This is a genomic window from Pseudomonas defluvii, from assembly GCF_001695625.1.
Taxonomy (GTDB): Bacteria; Pseudomonadota; Gammaproteobacteria; order Pseudomonadales; family Pseudomonadaceae; genus Aquipseudomonas; species Aquipseudomonas defluvii.
The window spans coordinates 56242-77158 of record NZ_MBPN01000005.1 but is presented as its reverse complement, the minus strand read 5'-3'; the positions used below and the strand labels follow the sequence as shown (position 1 = coordinate 77158).

The 20917-nt window shown below is 62.6% G+C and carries 17 protein-coding genes; 16 read left to right on the top strand and 1 reads right to left on the bottom strand.

Features of this window, described 5'->3' with window-relative positions; all coding sequences use genetic code 11:
- Positions 1–5: 5 nt before the first annotated feature.
- From EKA13_RS02460 to accC, 5 genes are all read left to right on the top strand, one after another.
- Entirely contained in the window at positions 6–1967 is a 1962-nt protein-coding gene (locus EKA13_RS02460; RefSeq protein WP_065757953.1) for a methyl-accepting chemotaxis protein, read from the top strand.
- Positions 1968–2080: 113 nt separating this feature from the next.
- On the top strand, positions 2081–3862 hold the full coding sequence (locus EKA13_RS02455) for a protein-disulfide reductase DsbD (protein ID WP_065757978.1): 1782 nt from the start codon (positions 2081–2083) through the stop codon (positions 3860–3862).
- Between the two features lie 171 nt (positions 3863–4033).
- Positions 4034–4486: a type II 3-dehydroquinate dehydratase gene (gene aroQ, locus EKA13_RS02450; RefSeq protein WP_065757952.1), complete on the top strand. Its 453-nt coding sequence runs from the start codon at positions 4034–4036 to the stop codon at positions 4484–4486.
- Positions 4487–4576: 90 nt separating this feature from the next.
- The gene (accB, locus tag EKA13_RS02445) at positions 4577–5035 is read left to right on the top strand and encodes an acetyl-CoA carboxylase biotin carboxyl carrier protein (protein WP_065757951.1); all 459 of its coding nucleotides are present in this window, start codon (positions 4577–4579) and stop codon (positions 5033–5035) included.
- Positions 5036–5052: 17 nt separating this feature from the next.
- On the top strand, positions 5053–6414 hold the full coding sequence (gene accC / locus EKA13_RS02440) for an acetyl-CoA carboxylase biotin carboxylase subunit (protein ID WP_065757950.1): 1362 nt from the start codon (positions 5053–5055) through the stop codon (positions 6412–6414).
- Positions 6415–6477: 63 nt separating this feature from the next.
- Here the strand turns inward: accC and EKA13_RS02435 are convergent, their stop codons facing one another.
- Positions 6478–8358: a sigma-54-dependent Fis family transcriptional regulator gene (locus EKA13_RS02435; RefSeq protein WP_065757949.1), complete on the bottom strand. Its 1881-nt coding sequence runs from the start codon at positions 8356–8358 to the stop codon at positions 6478–6480.
- 280 nt (positions 8359–8638) lie between these two features.
- Between EKA13_RS02435 and EKA13_RS02430 the strand changes: the two genes are divergently transcribed.
- From EKA13_RS02430 to purD, 11 genes are all read left to right on the top strand, one after another.
- Complete coding sequence (locus EKA13_RS02430) at positions 8639–9697, top strand: ATP-NAD kinase family protein (protein ID WP_065757948.1); 1059 nt, start codon at positions 8639–8641, stop codon at positions 9695–9697.
- A 22-nt stretch (positions 9698–9719) separates the two neighbouring features.
- The gene (locus EKA13_RS02425) at positions 9720–10697 is read left to right on the top strand and encodes a thiamine pyrophosphate-dependent dehydrogenase E1 component subunit alpha (RefSeq protein ID WP_065757977.1); all 978 of its coding nucleotides are present in this window, start codon (positions 9720–9722) and stop codon (positions 10695–10697) included.
- Positions 10698–10732: 35 nt separating this feature from the next.
- The gene (locus EKA13_RS02420) at positions 10733–11752 is read left to right on the top strand and encodes an alpha-ketoacid dehydrogenase subunit beta (RefSeq protein WP_065757947.1); all 1020 of its coding nucleotides are present in this window, start codon (positions 10733–10735) and stop codon (positions 11750–11752) included.
- Positions 11749–12870, top strand: a complete 1122-nt coding sequence (locus tag EKA13_RS02415) for an acetoin dehydrogenase dihydrolipoyllysine-residue acetyltransferase subunit (protein ID WP_065757946.1) — start codon at positions 11749–11751, stop codon at positions 12868–12870. The genes EKA13_RS02420 and EKA13_RS02415 overlap by 4 nt, the downstream gene beginning before the upstream one ends.
- A gap of 31 nt (positions 12871–12901) precedes the next feature.
- Positions 12902–13966 (top strand): 2,3-butanediol dehydrogenase, encoded by a 1065-nt coding sequence (locus tag EKA13_RS02410; RefSeq protein WP_245704297.1) that lies wholly within the window; start codon positions 12902–12904, stop codon positions 13964–13966.
- Between the two features lie 151 nt (positions 13967–14117).
- Positions 14118–14996 carry a 50S ribosomal protein L11 methyltransferase gene (gene prmA / locus EKA13_RS02405; protein WP_065757944.1) on the top strand — a complete coding sequence of 293 codons (879 nt, stop codon included), beginning with the start codon at positions 14118–14120 and terminating at the stop codon, positions 14994–14996.
- A gap of 40 nt (positions 14997–15036) precedes the next feature.
- Positions 15037–16296, top strand: a complete 1260-nt coding sequence (locus EKA13_RS02400) for a DUF3426 domain-containing protein (RefSeq protein WP_065757943.1) — start codon at positions 15037–15039, stop codon at positions 16294–16296.
- A 174-nt stretch (positions 16297–16470) separates the two neighbouring features.
- Positions 16471–17484: a tRNA dihydrouridine synthase DusB gene (gene dusB / locus EKA13_RS02390; protein ID WP_065757942.1), complete on the top strand. Its 1014-nt coding sequence runs from the start codon at positions 16471–16473 to the stop codon at positions 17482–17484.
- Complete coding sequence (fis, locus tag EKA13_RS02385; protein ID WP_003186237.1) at positions 17481–17801, top strand: DNA-binding transcriptional regulator Fis; 321 nt, start codon at positions 17481–17483, stop codon at positions 17799–17801. Before dusB ends, fis begins: the two co-directional genes overlap by 4 nt.
- An 82-nt stretch (positions 17802–17883) precedes the next feature.
- Positions 17884–19485, top strand: a complete 1602-nt coding sequence (gene purH, locus EKA13_RS02380) for a bifunctional phosphoribosylaminoimidazolecarboxamide formyltransferase/IMP cyclohydrolase (protein WP_065757941.1) — start codon at positions 17884–17886, stop codon at positions 19483–19485.
- A 121-nt stretch (positions 19486–19606) separates the two neighbouring features.
- Complete coding sequence (gene purD / locus EKA13_RS02375) at positions 19607–20902, top strand: phosphoribosylamine--glycine ligase (protein ID WP_065757940.1); 1296 nt, start codon at positions 19607–19609, stop codon at positions 20900–20902.
- The last annotated feature ends 15 nt before the right edge of the window (positions 20903–20917 follow it).

Here is a 20917-nt window from a genome sequence, read left to right as displayed (position 1 = left end):
TGGATATGCGCCTGAAGCTGCTTACCAATCTCAACACCTTGTTGCTGGTCACCGTCTGCCTGGCCTTGGGCGCGACACTGTGGTGGTCACAGCATGCGCTGGAGCGCCCCTATCTGCTGATGGAGCGCTACCTGGGCCTGTCCCAGCAGTTTCAGAACCAGGCCGCGCGCAACATTCAGGACTACCTGAATAGCGGCGATGCGCTGCGCCATGCTGAAGCACAGCAGGCTATCGTCGACTTGCAGGCACAACTGAGCGTTCTCCCCGACGACCTGGCCGCTCGCCTGCGCCCAAGCCTGGACAGCCTGCAGGCGTTCACCGGCTCCGAGCTGCTGGCCGCCGGCAAGCTTGCCGGCGACCCTCAAGCCCTGTTGCTGCAAGCCGAACGCGAGCTTGGTGCTGCACTTGAACAACTGGCGCAGTATGCCCAGAGCAGCAATAGCCCCGACGCCGGGCACTACCCACAAGCGCTGCTCAATGCCAGCGTGCATTTGGGCAGGCTCTCACTGGCACGCGACAAGTTGGTCAGCAGTGGTCGCAGCGAACTGGCCGACGAGGTAGAGCGCGAGCTGCAAAGCATCGTCGGCCAAGCCCGCGCCCTCGACCAGTTGCCATTGCTGGGCGTCACCGCCAGCACAGCCTCGAGCACAGACGACTTCGCCGCGCTGATGGGCTTGCAGAGCGAAACCACCGCCGTCGCCGAAGACAGCGGCATCGCCCTGAAACGCGAGCTTAACAGCCTGCTAAGCCGTTATCCGGGCGAGCTTCAACGCACCCGCGAACAGATTCAACGCCGCGCCGAGCTGGCCAACAGCACCCATGAGCGCATTGCAGCAGTACAACAGGCGATTGCCGAACTGGAGCCAGGCGTGCGTAGCCAGCACGCGCAGATACAGGGTGAAGTACGCCTGATCCAGGGTGTCATGATTGCCATGATCCTGCTGATTGCCCTGTTGATCGACACCCTGCAAAGACGCTTGACGCGGGTGCTGACCAACCTCTCCCCGGCACTGTCGCGCTGGGCGGAAGGCGACTTCAGCCAAACCATCGCCCTGGGCGCAACCAACCGCGAGCTGCGCGATATTCAGGACTCGCTCAATCGCCTGCGCATCTATCTGGTGGAACTGGTTGGCACCTTGCGCAGCAATGCCGAACAAGTGGCCGGCAGCAGCCATGCCCTGGCCGACATGAGCAGTGCCCTGCACGATGGCGCCGAGCGCCAGGCCGGAGATACAGCGCAGATACGCGACGCGCTGGGTGAGCTGGAGGCCACGATTGTCCAGGTCGCTGGCGATGCCAGCCAGGCTGCCGATGCCAGCCGCAGTGCCGGGCGCGCCGTCGAGCAGGGGCAGCGAGTCATTGGCCAAAGCCTGACCGGGCTGCACTCGCTGGTCGGCGAGGTGCAGGGCAACACCCAGATGATCGAACAACTGGCTCAGGAGTCGGCAACCATCGGGGGTGTACTGACGGTGATCCGCTCGATTGCCGAACAGACCAACCTGCTGGCCCTCAACGCGGCCATCGAGGCCGCACGGGCTGGCGAGATGGGCCGGGGGTTTGCCGTGGTCGCCGAAGAAGTCCGCTCGCTGGCGCAGCGCACGACGGGGGCTACTGGAGAAATTCAAACGCTGATCGAGCGCTTGCAACAGGCCGCACGCCATTCGGTGGAAGGCATGCGTGCGCAGGTTGAACATGCTGAAGCGACCGCCAGCCAGGCCCAGGCCGCCGACGGCGCACTGGATGAAATCGTCGGGGCAATTCAGACCATCGCTGCCACCGCCGAGCGTATCGCAGATGTCACGGCTCAACAGAGTGGCGCGGTCAGTGAAATTCGTGATCACAGCGAGCGCATCCACACCTTGGGTGAAGACAACCTGCATCGTATCGGCGAGGGCCGTGAACAGGGTGAACAGTTGCTCAGGCTGGGGGGCGAACTGAACACTGCCGTTCGCGCATTCAGGGTTTGAGGGGAACACCGGATGCCTGTAAAGGCATCCGCGGGATGTAAGGGGGTGCGCGGCGCCTGCACGTCTCGGCACACTCCGCTATGATGCGCCCATACCCGTTCCGCGAGATTGTCATGCGCCGTCTGCTTTGCCTTCTGTTTATGGTCCTGGCCCTGCCCGTTGCCGCCGCCGGCCTGCTCGACAGCCGTCCTAGTGCAACGCTGGGCGCCGCCACGCTGAACAACAGCGCCGATTTCCTCCCTGTACGCGAAGCGTTCAAGCTCAGCCTGGTCAAGGACGATGCGCAGTCCATCACCCTGCGCTTCGTCGCCGCCGAGGGTTACTACCTCTACCGACACCGCTTTCAGTTCCGTAGCGAACCCGCCGACATTGCACTGGAAAGCGCACAGCTGCCCAAAGGCGAAGCCAAGCACGACGAATTCTTCGGCGATGTCGAGGTATATCACGGCATCCTCGACATCACCCTGCCACGGGGCGCCGATAAACGCGCCTTCACCCTGCTGGTAACCTACCAGGGCTGCGCCGACAAAGGCCTGTGCTACCCACCGGAAACTGAGCGCCTGAGCATTTCGGGCAGCGGCGCGGCGCCAGCCGACACAGCCAAGAGCAGCACCCATACCGACTGGAAAGCCTTGCTGCTGTTCTTCCTCGCCGGCGTCGGCCTGACCTTCACCCCGTGCGTACTGCCAATGCTGCCGATTCTCTCCGGCGTGGTGTTGCGCGGCCATATCGGTGGGTGGCGAGGCTTGAGCCTGTCACTGGCCTACGTCCTGCCGATGGCCGCCTGCTTTGCCCTGCTTGGCGCATTGATGGGGCTGTTCGGCGCCGAACTGAACCTGCAGGCGCGCCTGCAATCGGCCTGGGTACTGGTGCCGTTTTCGCTGTTCTTCGTGGTCTTTGCCCTGGCCATGTTCGGTCTGTTTGAACTGCGCTTGCCGTTGGCAGTGAGCACTCGCCTTGACCATATTGCCGGGCGTACACGCGGCGGCTCACTGCTTGGTGCGGCGGTGCTTGGCATCCTCTCCAGCTTGTTGGTATCGCCCTGCGTATCCGCACCATTGGCCGGCGCCCTGCTGTACATCAGCGCCAGTGGCGATGCGCTGGGCGGCGCGCTGAAGCTTTTTGCCCTGGGCCTGGGCATGGGGGCGCCGCTGCTGTTGGTCGCCACCGGCGGTGCCGCCTGGCTGCCAAGAAGCGGCCCTTGGCTGGTCACTGTGAAAAATGCCATTGGTGTCTTGCTGCTGGGTTTGGCCATCGGCCTGCTAAGCCGGATATTGCCGGGCGAAGTGACCCTGGTGCTGATCGGCTTGCTGACGGCGGGTGTCGCACTGTTCCTCGGTGCCCTTGAGTTCATCGAGAAAAGCCCGGCCCGACGCCTGACGCAATTGCTCGGCCTGTTACTGCTCGCCTATGCAGTGGCCTGCTGGTATGGCGCCTTCAGTGGCCAGACCGACCCGTTCAGGCCACTGGGCAAAACGCACCTGCCAAGCAGCGCCAGTGCCATCGCCAGCGCCCAGGCCGACGCATGGCAGAAGGTGCACACACCCGCAGCACTCGACGCCGCCCTGGCCGAGGCCAAAGCGGCAGGGCAACCCGTGGTGCTGGATTGGTACGCCGACTGGTGCATCAGCTGCAAGGTGATCGAGCGCGAGGTACTGAGTGCACCTGCTGTCCAGGCGCACCTGGAGGGCTTTCGCTTGATCAAGTTCGACATCACCGAGAGCACCGCTGAACAACGCGCCCTGCTCGACCGCTACCACCTGTTCGGCCCACCTGCGCTGATGTTTTTTGCGGCGAACGGCAGCGAAAAAACCGACGCCCGAGTGGTTGGCGAGACAAACGCCGGCGAATTTGCTGAACATCTGTTGCGCATTCGTAGCGAACTGCGTCTATAACTTGCTGTGGTCGTAAAAAGCGGCATGCATGACCAAAATTAACAAAATGGTCATATATTTTGCGTGAATCTCGCTCATCGTGCTGGCTATTGCAGGTAACTGGACACTGCCCCGTGCTTGCGGCATAGTCGCCGCGCTGATGTGTTCGCACGAATAAAAAAGGATCCGCAGATGGCAACGCTACTGGTACTGCATGGCCCCAATCTGAACCTGCTTGGCACCCGCGAGCCTGGTGTTTACGGTGCCGTGACCCTGGATCAGATCAACCAGGACCTGGAACAGCGCGCCCGTGCCGCTGGCCACCACCTGCAGTACCTGCAGAGCAATGCCGAGTACGAGTTGATCGACCGTATCCACGCCGCACGCAACGAAGGCGTGGACTTCATCCTGATCAACCCGGCGGCTTTTACGCACACAAGTGTCGCATTACGTGACGCGCTGCTGGCGGTGAGCATCCCATTCATCGAAGTGCATTTGTCTAACGTGCACAAGCGTGAACCTTTTCGCCATCACTCCTACTTTTCAGATGTCGCCGTAGGCGTGATCTGCGGCCTGGGCGCTAGCGGTTACCGGCTGGCCCTGGAGTCTGCACTGGAGCAATTGGCAGCGAACGCAAAGCCCTGATAACGAGTACCTGGCCCATTGGCCGGGCTCATAGAAACGTTTGATTACACGTTTATACGCCCCTGACCGAACCTTGGGAGTTGATGATTCATGGATATCCGTAAAGTCAAGAAACTGATCGAACTGCTGGAAGAGTCCGGCATCGACGAGCTGGAGATCAAGGAAGGCGAAGAATCCGTACGGATCAGCCGCCACAGCAAGACTCCAGCTCAGCAGTACTACGCGCCAGCCCCTATGGCTGCTGCCGTCGCACCTGCCGCTGCACCAGCTGCTGCAGCCCCGGTTGCCGAAGCTGCCGCCGCGCCAAAACTGAACGGCACCGTGGTTCGCTCGCCAATGGTCGGTACCTTCTACCGCAAGCCTTCGCCAACCTCGCCAAACTTCGCTGAAGTTGGCCAGACCGTGAAGAAAGGCGACACCCTGTGCATCGTCGAAGCCATGAAAATGATGAACCACATCGAAGCTGAAACCAGCGGTGTGATTGAATCCATTCTGGTAGAAGACGGCCAGCCGGTTGAGTTCGACCAGCCGCTGTTCACCATCGTTTGAACCGCGGAGAGCCAACGATGTTGAAACCTGCGAAGTTGGAAAAAGTTCTGATCGCCAACCGCGGTGAAATTGCCCTGCGGATCCTGCGTGCCTGCAAAGAGATGGGCATCAAGACCGTCGCCGTACACTCCACGGCTGACCGCGAGCTGATGCACCTGGGCCTGGCCGACGAATCGGTTTGCATCGGCCCGGCTTCGGCCAGCCAGTCCTACCTGCACATCCCGGCAATCATCGCCGCGGCTGAAGTGACCGGCGCTACCGCCATTCACCCAGGCTACGGCTTCCTCGCGGAAAACGCCGACTTCGCCGAGCAGGTAGAAAACTCCGGGTTTGCCTTCATTGGCCCAAAAGCCGACACCATTCGCCTGATGGGCGACAAGGTTTCGGCCAAGGACGCCATGAAGCGCGCCGGTGTACCGACCGTACCAGGCTCCGACGGCCCACTGCCGGAAGACGAAGAGACTGCACTGGCCATTGGCCGTGAAGTCGGCTATCCAGTGATCATCAAGGCCGCCGGTGGCGGTGGTGGTCGCGGCATGCGTGTGGTGCACAAGGAAGAGGACCTGATTGCCTCGGCCAAACTGACCCGTACCGAAGCCGGTGCTGCGTTCGGCAACTCCATGGTCTACCTGGAGAAGTTCCTGACCAACCCACGTCACGTGGAAGTTCAGGTACTGTCCGACGGCCAAGGCAATGCCATCCACCTGGGCGACCGTGACTGCTCGCTGCAGCGTCGTCACCAGAAAGTGCTGGAAGAAGCACCAGCACCAGGCATCGACGAGAAAGCCCGTCAGGAAGTCTTTGCCCGCTGCGTCCAGGCGTGCATCGAGATCGGCTACCGTGGTGCTGGCACCTTCGAGTTCCTCTACGAAAACGGCAACTTCTACTTCATCGAAATGAACACCCGTGTTCAGGTGGAGCACCCGGTTTCGGAGATGGTCACAGGCATCGACATCGTCAAGGAGATGCTGAGCATCGCCGCTGGCAACAAGCTGTCGTTCACCCAGGAAGACGTCGTGATTCGCGGCCACTCGCTGGAATGCCGGATCAACGCCGAGGACCCGAAGAAGTTCATCCCGAGCCCAGGCACGGTCAAGCACTTCCACGCGCCAGGCGGCAACGGCATCCGTGTCGATTCGCACCTGTACAGCGGCTACAGCGTACCGCCGAACTACGACTCGCTGATCGGCAAGCTGATCACCTACGGCAAAGACCGCGACGAGGCCATGGCCCGTATGCGCAATGCCCTGGACGAGATCGTCGTTGATGGCATCAAAACCAACATTCCACTGCACCGCGACCTGGTGCGTGATGAAGGTTTCTGCAAAGGCGGCGTGAACATTCACTATCTGGAACACAAACTGGCTAACCAGGAGTGATCCGAAAGTGATGTACAGAAGCCCCTGACCGAAAGGCCAGGGGCTTTTTGTTTTATAGGGGACTCACGTACGCGGCGCCTGCATCCTTGGCATTTCAATGCCATGTTCATGCACCCGTCGGTACAACGTCGCCCGCGAGATTCCCAGCGCGCGCGCAGCATCACCCGGTTTCCAACGATGACGCACCAGCGCGTCAAGCAGCACTTGCCGCTGCGGGCTGACCCGCTGCTGCTCGGGTGCCGGGCACTGCGCACCGCGCACGTCCAGCGGCAGGTCCTCCACCTGCAAGGTGCCGGCACTGCATACGGCACAGGCATACCGCAACACCTGCCGCAGTTGACGCAGATTACCCGGCCAGCGGTAGCTCAACAGGCACTCCAGCGCCGCCGCCCCAAGCCCCACCTGCACACCACAGGCTTTCGCCTCTTCTTCCAGCACCTGATTGATCAATACCAACAAGTCACTACGCTCGCGCAACGGCGGCAGTTCAAAACGGGCGTTGGCCAACCGAAAGTACAGGTCCTCTCGAAAACTGCCCGCAGCCACCATTGCAACCAGGTCGCGGTGCGTGGCGCAGATCACCTGAATATCCACCCGCTCACGCCGTGAAGCCCCAAGAGGGGCCACTTCACCCTCAGCCAGCACCCGCAGCAAACGCGTTTGCAGACCTAGCGGCATGTCACCGATCTCGTCGAGAAACAGCGTACCGCCATCAGCCTGCTGCAGCAGCCCACGCATCCCTTTGGTCGAGGCCCCCGTGAAGGCTCCGGCGACGTAGCCGAACAACTCACTCTCGATCAGGCTCTCGGGGATTGCCGCACAGTTGAGCGCCACAAAAGGCCCTTCCGCTCGCGCACTGCGCTGATGCAACTGCCGGGCAAAAACCTCCTTGCCCGAGCCTGTCTCACCTTGGACCAGCACCGCCAGGTTGCAGTCCTTGACCCGCGTCGCCAGGCGCAAGGCTTCCGTCACTCGCGGATCGACCGCAAGCTGTCCAATTCGAGTCGCCCGCTGCACTGGCTGGCGTCGTGGCGAACTGACCCGGGCGTGTACTTCGCCACCGGCGGCAGTCCAGTTCAAACGCTGGGCCGCCTCGTCGGTCGCGGCCCGCAGGGTCTCCAGGTCGAACAACTGGCCAATGTGCTCCGGCACCTGCCCGCACTGCTCAAGCACCACCCGCCGGGCCACACTGTTGAGCGCCTGCAAGCGCCCGTCGGCATCCCAGGCCAGGAGAAAGTCTGGCTGGCTGTCGACGTAGCCAGGCGCACTGTGAGCGCGCAACACCCAATGCTGTTCGGCGTTGTGCATGAAAAAGGCGTTCTCGATCTCACGCGCACTCTGGACGACCATCTGCCGGATCAAGTGCTGGCTGCGACGGTCGTCCGGCGATTGCAGCGCCGAGACATCGAGCACGCCCAACAGGGCGCCCTGAGGGTCAAATACCGGGGCAGCCGAGCAGGTCAGGCCGATGAAGGCTGCTCGAAAGTGATCGCGCTTGTGCACAGTGACCGGTGCATGACTGGTCAGTACCCCAGCCACGCCACAGGTGCCCTCCTCGCCTTCCGACCAACAGGTACCCAGGTAAAGGCCCGCCTTGCGGCAGTCGTTGCGAATCGTCGACTCGACGCGGTAGTCGATGGTGCGCCCCTGGGCATCGGTCAACAGCACACAGTAGTCGGCATCACGCACCCGCCCGTGCAGGCGTGCCACAGCATCACTGGCGATGCGCAGGAACAGCTCGGCGCGCTCGCGGCATTCATTCAGCGAGCTTTGCGAGAGGATACGTGGCCCTTGCAGCGAGGCCGGGTCAAGACGGTGCTGCTCCATGGAGCGGCGCCAGGAGTCGAGGATAGGCGCCGGGACCGGCGCTTGAGGCAGACGATCGGCGTTCTTCAGCACACGGCTGACGCAATCGACGTGGGCCTTGGAGTTCGCGGCAAGCATGGGGCCTCCGGTTCTCGTGTTCTTGTCGTTATGCGGCCCATTAAGCGCCCATTGCCGGACCTCGACAAGCACTGCCTGCGCCATGGCCTCTGTGAGACGCAGCGTCTCGGCGTCTCAGCAAACGGCCCCTGCGACTGACACCCAGCGTCTTGCCGCACCGTGCCACGCGCGCGCCCAACCTCACTACAAAACCGCTCTGGAACGGCCCTTTGCGCATCGCTCAAGGCACCTTGGCACCGCGCTTGCTCTAGCCCTGACAAACAAAACCAAAGGTGTGCCCATGAGCCATCCCGTTCTCACCGTAGGCATCATCGCCAACCCGGCTTCGGGTCGCGATCTGCGCCGACTGACTGCCAACGCTGGGCTCTACTCCAGCACCGACAAGGCCTCGGCCGTGCAACGCCTGTTGGCGGCCTTTGCCGCGACCGGGGTTGACCAGGTGCTGCTGCCGCCGGACATGACCGGTATCGCCGCTGCCGTACTCAAGGCGGGCCTCGGGCCACAGGCTGCCCAGCAGCGTTGGCCACAGCTGCGCATCCTCGACATGCCGCTGCGCCAGACCGTCGAGGATACCCGCCTGGCCGCCCGCCTGATGGTCGAGCAGGGCGCCACACTCATTGCAGTGCTGGGTGGCGACGGTACCCACAAGGCAGTGGCTGCCGAGGTAGGTGACATCCCACTGCTGACGCTCTCCACCGGCACCAACAATGCCTTTCCTGAACTGCGCGAAGCCACCAGCGCAGGCCTGGCCGGTGGCCTCTATGCCAGTGGCCGGGTGCCGGCACCGGTCAGCCTGCGGCGCAACAAACGCCTGCTCGTGCGCGAACCCAACCGAGGTATCTGTGAATGGGCGCTGGTGGACGTCGCGGTGTCGCCACAACGTTTTGTCGGTGCCCGCGCCATCAGCCGCACGGAAGACCTTGCGGAAGTCTTCGTGACCTTCGCCGAACCTCATGCCATCGGCCTCTCGGCACTGTGCGGGCTGTGGTGTCCGGTACCCCGAAATGCCCCCGAGGGCGCCTGGGTACGCCTGCACCCCCACGCCGACCAGGCCCTGCTGGCACCGCTGGCACCCGGCCTGCTGCTGGGCTGCGGAGTCACCGCCGCCGGCACCCTGACACCTGGCGTGGCCCACTCACTGAGCCTTGCCAGCGGCACCCTGGCCTTGGACGGTGAACGCGAAATCGAGTTCAGCGAGCAGGACCGCCCCACCATCACCCTCGACGGCCATGGCCCGTTGAGCATCGATGTCGAAGCGGTGCTCGCCTACGCCGCCCGCCATCGCCTGTTGGCCGTTGGCCGTGAACACCCGCAACACCCTGCGAATCAACCGTGCTGAGACAACCCTGGAGAACAACAAGATGTCCACTCACCTGTCCACCGAACAACTGCTGCATGCCTATCAGGTCATGCGCACCATCCGCGCCTTTGAAGAACGCCTGCACGTGGAGTTCGCCACTGGCGAGATTCCCGGTTTCGTCCACTTGTATGCCGGCGAGGAAGCGTCCGCCGCCGGGGTGATGGCACACCTGCGCGACAGCGACTGCATTGCCTCCAACCACCGTGGTCACGGCCACTGCATTGCCAAGGGCGTCGATGTGTACGGGATGATGGCCGAGATCTACGGCAAGAAAACCGGCGTCTGCGGCGGCAAGGGCGGCTCGATGCACATCGCCGACCTGGAGAAAGGCATGCTCGGAGCAAACGGTATCGTCGGTGCAGGTGCGCCGCTGGTAGCAGGCGCGGCACTGGCGGCCAAACTCAAGGGCACCGATGACGTTGCCGTGGTGTTCTTCGGCGATGGCGGCTCCAACGAAGGCGCAGTGTTCGAGGCCATGAACCTGGCGTCGATCATGAACCTGCCCTGCATCTTCGTCGCCGAGAACAACGGTTATGCCGAAGCCACTGCGTCGAACTGGTCGGTGGCCTGCGATCACATCGCCGACCGCGCTGCCGGTTTCGGCATGCCGGGGGTGACCATCGATGGCTACGACTTCTTTGCCGTACATGAAGCTGCCGGTGCCGCCATTGCCCGCGCCCGCGCCGGGCAAGGCCCCTCACTGGTAGAGGTCAAGCTGACCCGCTACTACGGCCACTTCGAAGGTGACGCCCAGACCTACCGGGCCCCGGACGAGGTGAAAAACCTGCGAGAAACCCGCGACTGCCTCATGCAATTCCGTGAACGCACCGTGCGCGCCGGCCTGCTCAGCACCGAGCAACTGGACCAGATCGATGGCCAGGTCGAGGACCTGATCGAAGACTCGGTACGCCGCGCCAAGTCCGACCCCAAACCCGAAGCCGCCGACCTGCTCAGCGACGTGTACGTGTCCTACCCCTGAGCCACCCCAACAACAAAAATACGTGGAGAATCATCATGGCGAGAAAGATCACTTACCAGCAGGCCATCAATGAAGCACTGGCCCAGGAAATGCGTCGCGACACCAGCGTTTTCATCATTGGCGAAGACGTCGCAGGCGGTGCCGGCGCACCCGGCGCCGAGGATGCCTGGGGTGGCGTACTGGGCGTAACCAAAGGCCTGTACCCGCAATTTCCGGGGCGCGTGCTGGACGCCCCGCTGTCGGAGATCGGCTATGTCGGCGCCGCTGTCGGGGCTGCCACCCAAGGCCTGCGCCCGGTGTGCGAGTTGATGTTCGTCGATTTTGCCGGCTGCTGCCTCGACCAGATCCTCAACCAGGCGGCCAAGTTCCGCTACATGTTCGGTGGCAAGGCGGTCACCCCGCTGGTCATGCGAACCATGGTGGGTGCGGGCCTGCGCGCAGCCGCCCAGCACTCGCAAATGCTCACCTCGCTGTGGACACATATCCCCGGCCTTAAAGTGGTCTGCCCATCGTCGCCCTATGACGCCAAGGGCCTGCTGATCCAGGCGATCCGCGACAACGATCCGGTGATCTTCTGTGAACACAAACTGCTCTACAGCATGCAGGGCGAGGTGCCGGAAGAGCTCTACACCATCCCGTTCGGTGAGGCCAACTACCTGCGTGACGGCGACGACATCACCCTGGTGACCTACGGGCGCATGGTTCATCTGGCCATGGATGCCGCCGCCAGCCTGGCCCGCCAGGGCATCGATTGCGAAGTACTCGACCTGCGCACCACCAGCCCGCTGGACGAAGACAGCATTCTGGAAAGCGTGGAAAAAACCGGTCGCCTGGTAGTGATCGACGAAGCCAACCCGCGCTGTTCCATGGCCACCGACATCAGCGCGCTGGTCGCGCAAAAAGCCTTCGCCGCATTGAAAGGACCGATTGAAATGGTCACCGCACCACATACACCGGTGCCATTCTCCGATGCCCTTGAGGACCTCTATATCCCGACAGCCGCGAAGATCGAAGCCGCGGTGCACAAGGTCATGGCCGGGAGGAAGGCGGCATGAGCCAGATCCACACCCTGACCATGCCCAAATGGGGCCTGTCGATGACCGAAGGCCGGGTCGATGCCTGGCTGGTGGAAGAAGGCGCGCAAATCAACAAGGGCGACGAAGTGCTGGATGTCGAGACCGACAAGATCTCCAGCAGCGTCGAAGCCCCGTTCAGCGGGGTGTTGCGCCGACAGATCGCCCGGCCCGACGAAACCTTGCCGGTCGGTGCCCTGCTCGCGGTGGTGGTCGAAGGCGAGGCCAGCGACGCAGACATCGATCAGGTTGTGCAGCGCTTCCAGGAGGCGTTCGTCCCCGGCGGCGATAGCGAACAGGACAGCGGCCCGGCACCGCAGAAAATCGATCTGGACAGGCGCACCCTGCGCTATTTCGAACTCGGCCAGGGTGGCACGCCCCTGGTGCTGGTGCATGGCTTTGGCGGCGATCTGAACAACTGGCTGTTCAATCACCCGAGCCTGGCCGCCGAACGCCGCGTCATTGCCCTCGACCTGCCCGGTCATGGCGAGTCCGGCAAGACCTTGCAACGGGGCGATCTGGATGAGTTGAGCCAAACCGTACTGGCCCTGCTCGACCATCTGGACATCGAACGGGTGCATCTGGCCGGGCACTCCATGGGCGGCGCGGTAGCACTGAACCTGGCACGCCTGGCGCCGTCCCGGGTGCACTCGTTGAGCCTGCTGGCCAGCGCAGGCCTGGGCCGGGAAATCAATGCCGATTACCTGCAAGGCTTTGTCGAGGCCAGCAACCGCAACGCACTCAAACCGCAACTGGTGCAGCTGTTCTCCGACCCCGGGCTGGTCACCCGCCAAATGCTCGAAGACATGCTCAAGTTCAAGCGCCTTGAAGGCGTAGACAGCGCGCTGCGACAACTGGCCCAAATGATCTGCGAAAACGGCCAACAACGGCATGACCTGCGCGTGGTGGTCGAGCAGCAGCCAAGCCTGCTGCTCTGGGGCGCCGAAGACGCAATCATCCCGGCCAGCCATGTGGACGGTCTACCGGCACAGGTCAAGATCCTCCCCGGCCAGGGGCATATGCTGCAGATGGAAGCCGCCGAAGAGGTCAACCAGTGCCTGCTGGCATTCCTTCAGGCCGTCGAGCAATCAGGGAGATAACGTCATGAACGACCTTTCCAACACCGCTAGCATGCGTGCCGCCGTCTGGCATGGCCGCCACGATATCCGCGTCGAAGACGTACCACTGCCCGCCGACCCACCGCCGGGCTGGGTTCAGATCAAAGTGGACTGGTGCGGCATCTGCGGTTCCGACCTGCACGAATACGTGGCCGGCCCGGTATTCATTCCGGTCGAAGCCCCGCACCCACTGACCGGCATCCAGGGCCAATGCATCCTGGGCCACGAGTTCTGTGGCGAAATCCTCAAGCTCGGCGACGGCGTCGAAGGCTATGCCGTCGGCGACCCGGTCGCCGCCGATGCCTGCCAGCACTGTGGCACCTGCTACTACTGCACCCACGGCCTGTACAACATCTGCGAGCGCCTGGCCTTTACCGGGCTGATGAACAACGGTGCATTCGCCGAGCGCGTCAACGTACCGGCCAACCTGCTGTACAAACTACCGGCCGGTTTCCCTCGGGAGGCCGGCGCACTGATCGAGCCCCTGGCGGTGGGCATGCATGCGGTCAAGAAAGCCGGCAACCTGCTTGGCCAGACTGTCGTCGTGGTTGGCGCCGGCACCATCGGCCTGTGCACCATCATGTGTGCCAAAGCGGCAGGCGCAGCCAAGGTGATTGCCCTGGAAATGTCGTCCGCACGCAAGGCCAAGGCCCTGGAGGTGGGCGCCAGCGTGGTGCTCGATCCGAAGGAATGCGATGCCCTGGCCGAGATCCGTGCCCTGACCAACGGCTTGGGTGCCGATGTCAGCTTCGAGTGCATCGGCAACAAGCACACCGCCAAACTGGCCATCGACACCCTCCGCAAGGCAGGCAAGTGCGTACTGGTGGGGATCTTCGAAGAACCGAGCGAGTTCAATTTCTTTGAGCTGGTCTCGACCGAGAAACAGGTCCTCGGCGCCCTGGCGTACAACGGTGAGTTTGCTGACGTCATCGCGTTCATCGCCGACGGGCGGCTGGACATTACCCCGCTGGTGACAGGGCGCATCGACCTGGAACAGATCGTCGGGCGCGGCTTTGACGAGCTGGTGAACAATAAAGAGGAAAACGTGAAGATCATCGTCTCGCCATCAAAACGCTGAATCACGCCAGCAATGTCGGTGCCTGCGCGTCTGCAGGCACCGGCCTTGCCGGTGATGCATCCCCTCTACGCCAAACCCTTCGCACTCATGTAAACTGGCGCGCTTGACGCAGCCGTTGGCTGCCCCTGTAGATTTCCCAAAGGTAAACGCCATGCCCTGGCTGCAAGTACGTCTGGCTATCAGCCCGGAACAAGCCGAAACCTATGAAGACGCCCTGCTCGAAGTCGGCGCCGTCTCCGTCACCTTCATGGATGCCGAAGACCAGCCAATTTTCGAACCGGACCTCAACACCACCCCACTGTGGTCGCACACCCACCTGCTGGCCCTGTTCGAAGCCGATGCCGAGCCCGACGCGGTGTTTGCCCACCTGCGCCTGCTGACCGGCGCCGAGCTGCCGGAGCACCACGCCGAGGTGATCGAGGATCAGGACTGGGAACGTAGCTGGATGGACAACTTCCAGCCAATGCGCTTCGGCAAGCGCCTGTGGATCGTGCCAAGCTGGCATGCCGCACCAGAGCCCGAAGCGGTCAACCTGCTGCTCGACCCGGGCCTGGCCTTCGGCACCGGTACCCACCCGACCACCGCGCTGTGCCTGGAATGGCTGGACGGCCAGGACCTGCAAGGCCGTGAAGTCCTCGACTTCGGCTGCGGCTCGGGCATCCTCGCCATCGCCGCACTGTTGCTCGGTGCGCGCCAGGCCGTCGGTACCGATATCGACGTGCAGGCCCTCGAGGCCTCCCGCGACAACGCCGGGCGCAACGGCATCGCCGATGAACGCTTCCCGCTCTACCTGCCAGAGCAGATGCCCGCCATGCAGGCCGAGGTACTGGTCGCCAATATCCTCGCCGGCCCACTGGTTTCGCTGGCGCCGCAACTATCCAGCCTGGTTCGCCCTGGTGGTTTGCTGGCACTGTCCGGCATTCTCGCCGAGCAAGGCGCAGAGGTCGCAGCCGCCTATGCCAATGACTTCGAGCTGGACCCAATCGCCGAACGCGATGGCTGGGTGCGTATCAGTGGTCGCCGTCGCTAAGAGCACCTAGAATGGACGCTTGCACAATTCGGATCGCCGCATGACCGACAGTTTCGTCACCCAGTGCCCCCATTGCCAGACCAGTTTCCGCGTCAGCCACACTCAACTGAGTGTGGCGCGCGGTGTGGTGCGCTGCGGCAACTGTCTGCAAGTGTTCAACGCTGCCCGCCAACTGCTTGAGCAGCAGGCTGCGAACAAGGCCGCCGAAACCGAGCAGCCACCTGCGCCGCTCAGCGCGCCGGCGGCAAATCCGCCAGCCCCGGCGATCAGCCAACGGGAATGGCGCGCGGCCGAACTGGACCTCGACCACCTTGACCTCGATGAAGAGCTGGCGCGCCTGGAACAGCGCGAAATCCAGCCCATCACCGAGCTCAAGGGGCCAGCACGACGTGATACCGGCCTCAGCGCCAGCCGCGACGGTGATGAACCGCCACTGGCCGACGACCTGTTCGGCAACCCGGCAGACGAGCCACCCGTAGCCGCGGAGGAAGCGTCTCATCCCCCCGTGATAGACAATGAGCCGGTAGACCACGAACCGGCTCAGGGGGAACGCACAGAACCCTCCCTGTCGCTCGACTCAAACGACTTCGATGACGAGCCACGCCGCGCGCATGGCACCGACGACGATGAGCCCGACCTTCCGAGCGACCGTCTGTCGGCACACGACACCCTGCATGCCGATGATGAAGCACCAGCGGTCGAACAGGAACGTCAGGAACCCGGGTTGGGGGCGATGTCCGGTCGACCAGCGCGCAAGGAGCCATTGCTCGATCTGGTAGACGACCCTTTGCAGCTCGATTGGCAAAAGCCACGCAACTCGTGGGGCCGCCGCCTGCTCTGGAGCCTGTTGATCCTGCTGGCCGCCTCCGGCCTCGCCGCCCAGTACATTGCGTACCACTTCGATGAACTGGCTCGTCAGGATCAGTACCGCCCGTGGTTCCAGCAACTGTGCCCGCAATTGGGCTGCAGCGTGCCGTCAAAAGTCGATATCGCTCGAATAAAGAGCAGCAACCTGGTGGTCCGCAGCCACCCGGATTTCACTGGCGCACTGATCGTCGACGCGATCATCTACAACCGTGCTCCCTTCTCCCAGCCGTTTCCCCTGCTGGAACTGCGCTTCGCCGACCTCAATGGCCAGTTGATTGCCAGTCGCCGCTTCAAGCCGGCCGAATACCTCAGTGGCGAATTGGCGGGCAAGGGGGAAATGCCCAGCCAGACGCCTATTCACATCGCACTGGACATCCTCGATCCGGGGCCAAAGGCCGTCAATTACAGCCTGAGTTTCCGCTCGCCCGAGTAATTCCGGGCTCCGGCGCCATATTCGTGGCGCCTGCCGAGCCCTCGTAACCGGTCGGAATAAGCTCATAGCTGTTCAGATTTTATCCAAATCGACCTTTATCCAGTCATCGAGAGCGGGTATCATGCGATCCCTTTTTCGAACTCCAATGATCCGGCCCCACAACAGGGAACTCCTATGTCGGCGGTACGCATCGGCCCCTACACACTGCAGAATGCCTTGATCCTCGCGCCGATGGCCGGGGTGACGGACCAGCCTTTTCGTCAGCTTTGCCGACGCATGGGCGCGGGGCTTGTTGTCTCGGAAATGGTCAGCAGCGACATGAGCCTGTGGAACAGCCGCAAGTCGCGTCTGCGCATGATCCACGAAGGTGATCCCGAGCCACGCTCGGTACAGATCGCCGGTGGTGATGCGCAGATGCTGGCGGCGGCGGCCCGGGCCAACGTGGAATTTGGCGCCCAGATCATTGATATCAATATGGGTTGCCCGGCAAAAAAAGTCTGCAACAAAGCCGCAGGCTCTGCTTTATTGAAAGATGAAGCCTTGGTCAGTGAAATCCTCCATGCGGTAGTTGCCGCGGTGGACGTACCTGTCACCCTGAAGATCCGCACGGGCTGGGACCGTGCAAACAAGAACGGCCTGACCGTGGCGAAAATCGCCGAGCAGGCCGGCATCCAGGCGCTGGCGGTCCATGGACGCACCCGCGCCGACCTGTATACCGGCGAAGCCGAATACGACACCATCGCGGCGATCAAGCAGGCGGTGTCGATACCGGTTTTTGCCAACGGCGATATCACCTCGCCAGAGAAGGCCCGTGTGGTGCTGAACGCCACTGGAGCCGACGGCCTGTTGATCGGCCGGGCAGCCCAAGGGCGGCCATGGATCTTTCGCGAGATCGAGCATTACCTGCGCACCGGTGAAACCTTGCCGGCACCGCAGTTGGATGAAGTGGAACGAATTCTGCTGGAGCACCTGGCCGCGCTGCACGCCTTCTATGGCGATGTGATGGGCGTACGCATTGCCCGCAAGCATGTCGGCTGGTATCTGGCAACGCTGCCGGGCGCCAAGGAGTTTCGCGCCCAGTTCAATCGTTTGGACGATACGCAAGCGCAGTGCGCCCACGTTCACGCCTTTTTCCGTGAACGTGAACAAAGCCTTGAGACAGAGGACGGACAAGGGGTGGCCGCATGACGATGATGACCGAGACTTTAGTGAGTGGAACAACGCCCGTGAGCGACAACGTCAACCTGAAACAGCACCTCAACACCCCGAGCGAAGAGGGCCAGACCCTTCGCGGGAGCGTGGAGAAGGCGCTGCACAACTACTTCGCGCACCTCGAGGGTGCTGCCGTCACGGACGTGTACAACCTAGTGCTCTCGGAAGTCGAAGCGCCGTTGCTCGAAAGCGTGATGAACTACGTCAAGGGCAACCAGACCAAAGCCAGTGAACTGCTCGGGCTCAACCGTGGCACGCTGCGCAAGAAACTCAAGCAGTACGACCTGCTCTAAGCATGAATCCAAACCAGAAAAGGCGGCTCCCATTCGATGAGGTCGCCTTTTTTGCTGAAACCACCGCGTTATGGAATCTGAAATGACCGACCAGACCACCCGCCTGCCGATCCGCCGCGCCTTGATCAGCGTTTCCGACAAGACCGGGATCCTTGAATTCGCCCGCGAACTGGAACAACTCGGTGTCGAGATCCTGTCCACCGGCGGCACCTTCAAGCTGCTCCGGGACAACGGCGTTGCTGCAGTCGAAGTCGCCGACTACACCGGCTTCGCTGAAATGATGGACGGCCGGGTCAAGACCCTGCACCCGAAAATCCACGGCGGTATCCTCGGTCGTCGCGGTACCGACGATGCGATCATGGAACAGCACGGGATCAAGCCGATCGATCTGGTCGCGGTCAACCTCTACCCCTTCGAAGCCACCATCACCAAGCCAGGCTGCGACCTGCCGACCGCTATCGAGAACATCGACATCGGCGGCCCGACCATGGTGCGTTCGGCGGCCAAGAACCACAAAGACGTCGCCATCGTGGTTAACGCCAGCGATTACGCCAGCGTCCTGGAAAACCTCAAGGCCGGCGGCCTGACCTACGCTCAGCGTTTCGACCTGATGCTCAAGGCCTTCGAGCACACCGCAGCCTACGACGGCATGATTGCCAACTACATGGGCACCATCAACCAGTCGGCGCAAACCCTGACCACCGAAGGCCGCAGCGAATTCCCGCGCACCTTCAACAGCCAGTTCGTCAAAGCCCAGGAAATGCGCTACGGCGAGAATCCGCACCAGAGCGCGGCGTTCTACGTTGAAGCCAAGCCAGCCGAAGCCAGCATCTCGACGGCCGTACAGCTGCAAGGCAAAGAGCTGTCGTACAACAACGTGGCCGACACCGACGCCGCGCTGGAGTGCGTGAAGAGCTTCGTCAAGCCGGCCTGCGTCATCGTCAAGCACGCCAACCCATGCGGCGTGGCTGTCAGCCCTGAGGGCGGCATTCGCCAGGCCTACGAGCTGGCCTACGCCACCGACACCGAGTCGGCCTTCGGCGGCATCATCGCCTTCAACCGCGAACTGGACGGCGAAACCGCCAAAGCCATCGTCGAGCGTCAGTTCGTCGAAGTGATCATCGCCCCAAGCGTCAGCGACGAAGCCCGCGCTGTGGTTGCAGCCAAAGCCAACGTGCGCCTGCTGACCTGCGGCGAATGGCCTGCCGAGCGTGCTGCCGCCTGGGACTACAAGCGCGTCAACGGCGGCCTGCTGGTGCAGAGCCGCGACAATGGCATGATCTCGGCCAACGACCTGAAAGTCGTGACCAAGCGCGCGCCGACCGAACAGGAAATCAACGACCTGATCTTCGCCTGGAAAGTGGCCAAGTTCGTCAAGTCCAACGCGATCGTCTACGCCAAGAACCGTCAGACCATCGGTGTTGGCGCAGGCCAGATGAGCCGCGTCAACTCCGCGCGCATTGCTGCGATCAAAGCTGAGCACGCCGGCCTGCAGGTGCAGGGTGCGGTCATGGCCTCGGACGCGTTCTTCCCGTTCCGTGACGGCATCGATAATGCAGCTAAAGTGGGTATCACTGCCGTGATCCAGCCAGGCGGCTCGATGCGCGATGCAGAAGTCATTGCTGCCGCTGACGAAGCCGGCATTGCAATGGTCTTCACCGGCATGCGCCACTTCCGCCACTAAGCGCTCAGGCGCCGGCGTTGTCAGCGATACAGGCCGCGTGCAGTCCCCAGGACTGCAACGCGCCCATCGCCACAACGCTGGCTCCCGCAGTTTCCAGAATTAGCGTCATCGAGGTTTTGACATGAAGGTTTTGATTATTGGCAGCGGCGGTCGTGAACACGCCCTGGCCTGGAAAGTTGCCCAGGACCCACGCGTCGAGAAAGTCTTCGTCGCCCCAGGCAACGCCGGTACCGCTACCGAAGCCAAGTGCGAGAACGTCGCCATCGACGTCACCGCGCTGGAGCAGTTGGCTGACTTCGCCGAGAAAAACGTCACCCTGACCATCGTCGGCCCGGAAGGCCCGCTGGTCGCTGGCGTCGTCGATCTGTTCCGCAGCCGTGGTCTGGACTGCTTCGGCCCAACCAAGGGTGCCGCCCAACTGGAAGGCTCCAAGGCGTTCACCAAGGACTTCCTGGCACGCCACAAGATTCCGACCGCCGATTACCAGAACTTCACTGAAATCGAACCGGCACTGGCCTACCTGCGCGAAAAAGGCGCACCGATCGTGATCAAGGCCGACGGCCTGGCCGCGGGCAAAGGCGTGATCGTTGCCATGACCCTGGCAGAAGCCGAAGACGCCGTACGCGACATGCTCGCTGGCAACGCCTTCGGTGAAGCCGGTTCGCGCGTAGTGATCGAGGAATTCCTCGATGGCGAAGAAGCCAGCTTCATCGTCATGGTCGACGGCAATAATGTGCTGCCGATGGCCACCAGCCAGGACCACAAGCGCGTCGGCGACGGCGATACCGGCCCGAACACCGGCGGCATGGGTGCCTACTCGCCAGCACCGGTCGTAACCGCCGAGGTGCATCAGCGGGTCATGGATCAGGTGATCTGGCCGACCGTTCGCGGCATGGCCGAGGAAGGCAATGTCTACACGGGCTTCCTCTATGCCGGTCTGATGATCGACAAAGCGGGCAACCCGAAGGTCATCGAGTTCAACTGCCGTTTCGGCGACCCGGAGACCCAGCCCGTCATGCTGCGCCTGGAGTCGAGCCTGGTGCTGCTGATCGAAGCCGCATTCGCCAAGGCGCTGGACAAGGTCGAAGCACAGTGGAACCCGCAGCCAAGCCTGGGCGTGGTCTTGGCAGCTGGCGGCTACCCGGGCGACTACACCAAAGGTGCACCGATCCACGGCCTGGACGCTGCTGCCCAACTGACCGGCAAGGTGTTCCACGCGGGTACCGCACTCAAGGATGGCGCAATCGTCGCCACCGGCGGTCGTGTACTCTGTGCCACAGCACTGGGCGAAACCGTTGAAGCCGCACAGCAGCAAGCGTACCGCCTGGCCCGTGAAATCAGCTGGGAAGGCAGCTTCTACCGCAACGACATTGGCTACCGTGCCATTGCCCGTGAGCGCGGTGAACATCAGCAGTAAAACGAGACCACGGGT

What these genes read in the sequence shown, in the direction of transcription:
- EKA13_RS02460 (WP_065757953.1), top strand. Translation starts at nt 6, where the DNA reads ATGCGCCTGAAGCTGCTTACCAATCTCAACACCTTGTTGCTGGTCACC.
- EKA13_RS02455 (WP_065757978.1), top strand. Translation starts at nt 2,081, where the DNA reads ATGCGCCGTCTGCTTTGCCTTCTGTTTATGGTCCTGGCCCTGCCCGTT.
- aroQ (WP_065757952.1), top strand. Translation starts at nt 4,034, where the DNA reads ATGGCAACGCTACTGGTACTGCATGGCCCCAATCTGAACCTGCTTGGC.
- accB (WP_065757951.1), top strand. Translation starts at nt 4,577, where the DNA reads ATGGATATCCGTAAAGTCAAGAAACTGATCGAACTGCTGGAAGAGTCC.
- accC (WP_065757950.1), top strand. Translation starts at nt 5,053, where the DNA reads ATGTTGAAACCTGCGAAGTTGGAAAAAGTTCTGATCGCCAACCGCGGT.
- EKA13_RS02435 (WP_065757949.1), bottom strand. Translation starts at nt 8,358, where the DNA reads ATGCTTGCCGCGAACTCCAAGGCCCACGTCGATTGCGTCAGCCGTGTG.
- EKA13_RS02430 (WP_065757948.1), top strand. Translation starts at nt 8,639, where the DNA reads ATGAGCCATCCCGTTCTCACCGTAGGCATCATCGCCAACCCGGCTTCG.
- EKA13_RS02425 (WP_065757977.1), top strand. Translation starts at nt 9,720, where the DNA reads ATGTCCACTCACCTGTCCACCGAACAACTGCTGCATGCCTATCAGGTC.
- EKA13_RS02420 (WP_065757947.1), top strand. Translation starts at nt 10,733, where the DNA reads ATGGCGAGAAAGATCACTTACCAGCAGGCCATCAATGAAGCACTGGCC.
- EKA13_RS02415 (WP_065757946.1), top strand. Translation starts at nt 11,749, where the DNA reads ATGAGCCAGATCCACACCCTGACCATGCCCAAATGGGGCCTGTCGATG.
- EKA13_RS02410 (WP_245704297.1), top strand. Translation starts at nt 12,902, where the DNA reads ATGCGTGCCGCCGTCTGGCATGGCCGCCACGATATCCGCGTCGAAGAC.
- prmA (WP_065757944.1), top strand. Translation starts at nt 14,118, where the DNA reads ATGCCCTGGCTGCAAGTACGTCTGGCTATCAGCCCGGAACAAGCCGAA.
- EKA13_RS02400 (WP_065757943.1), top strand. Translation starts at nt 15,037, where the DNA reads ATGACCGACAGTTTCGTCACCCAGTGCCCCCATTGCCAGACCAGTTTC.
- dusB (WP_065757942.1), top strand. Translation starts at nt 16,471, where the DNA reads ATGTCGGCGGTACGCATCGGCCCCTACACACTGCAGAATGCCTTGATC.
- fis (WP_003186237.1), top strand. Translation starts at nt 17,481, where the DNA reads ATGACGATGATGACCGAGACTTTAGTGAGTGGAACAACGCCCGTGAGC.
- purH (WP_065757941.1), top strand. Translation starts at nt 17,884, where the DNA reads ATGACCGACCAGACCACCCGCCTGCCGATCCGCCGCGCCTTGATCAGC.
- purD (WP_065757940.1), top strand. Translation starts at nt 19,607, where the DNA reads ATGAAGGTTTTGATTATTGGCAGCGGCGGTCGTGAACACGCCCTGGCC.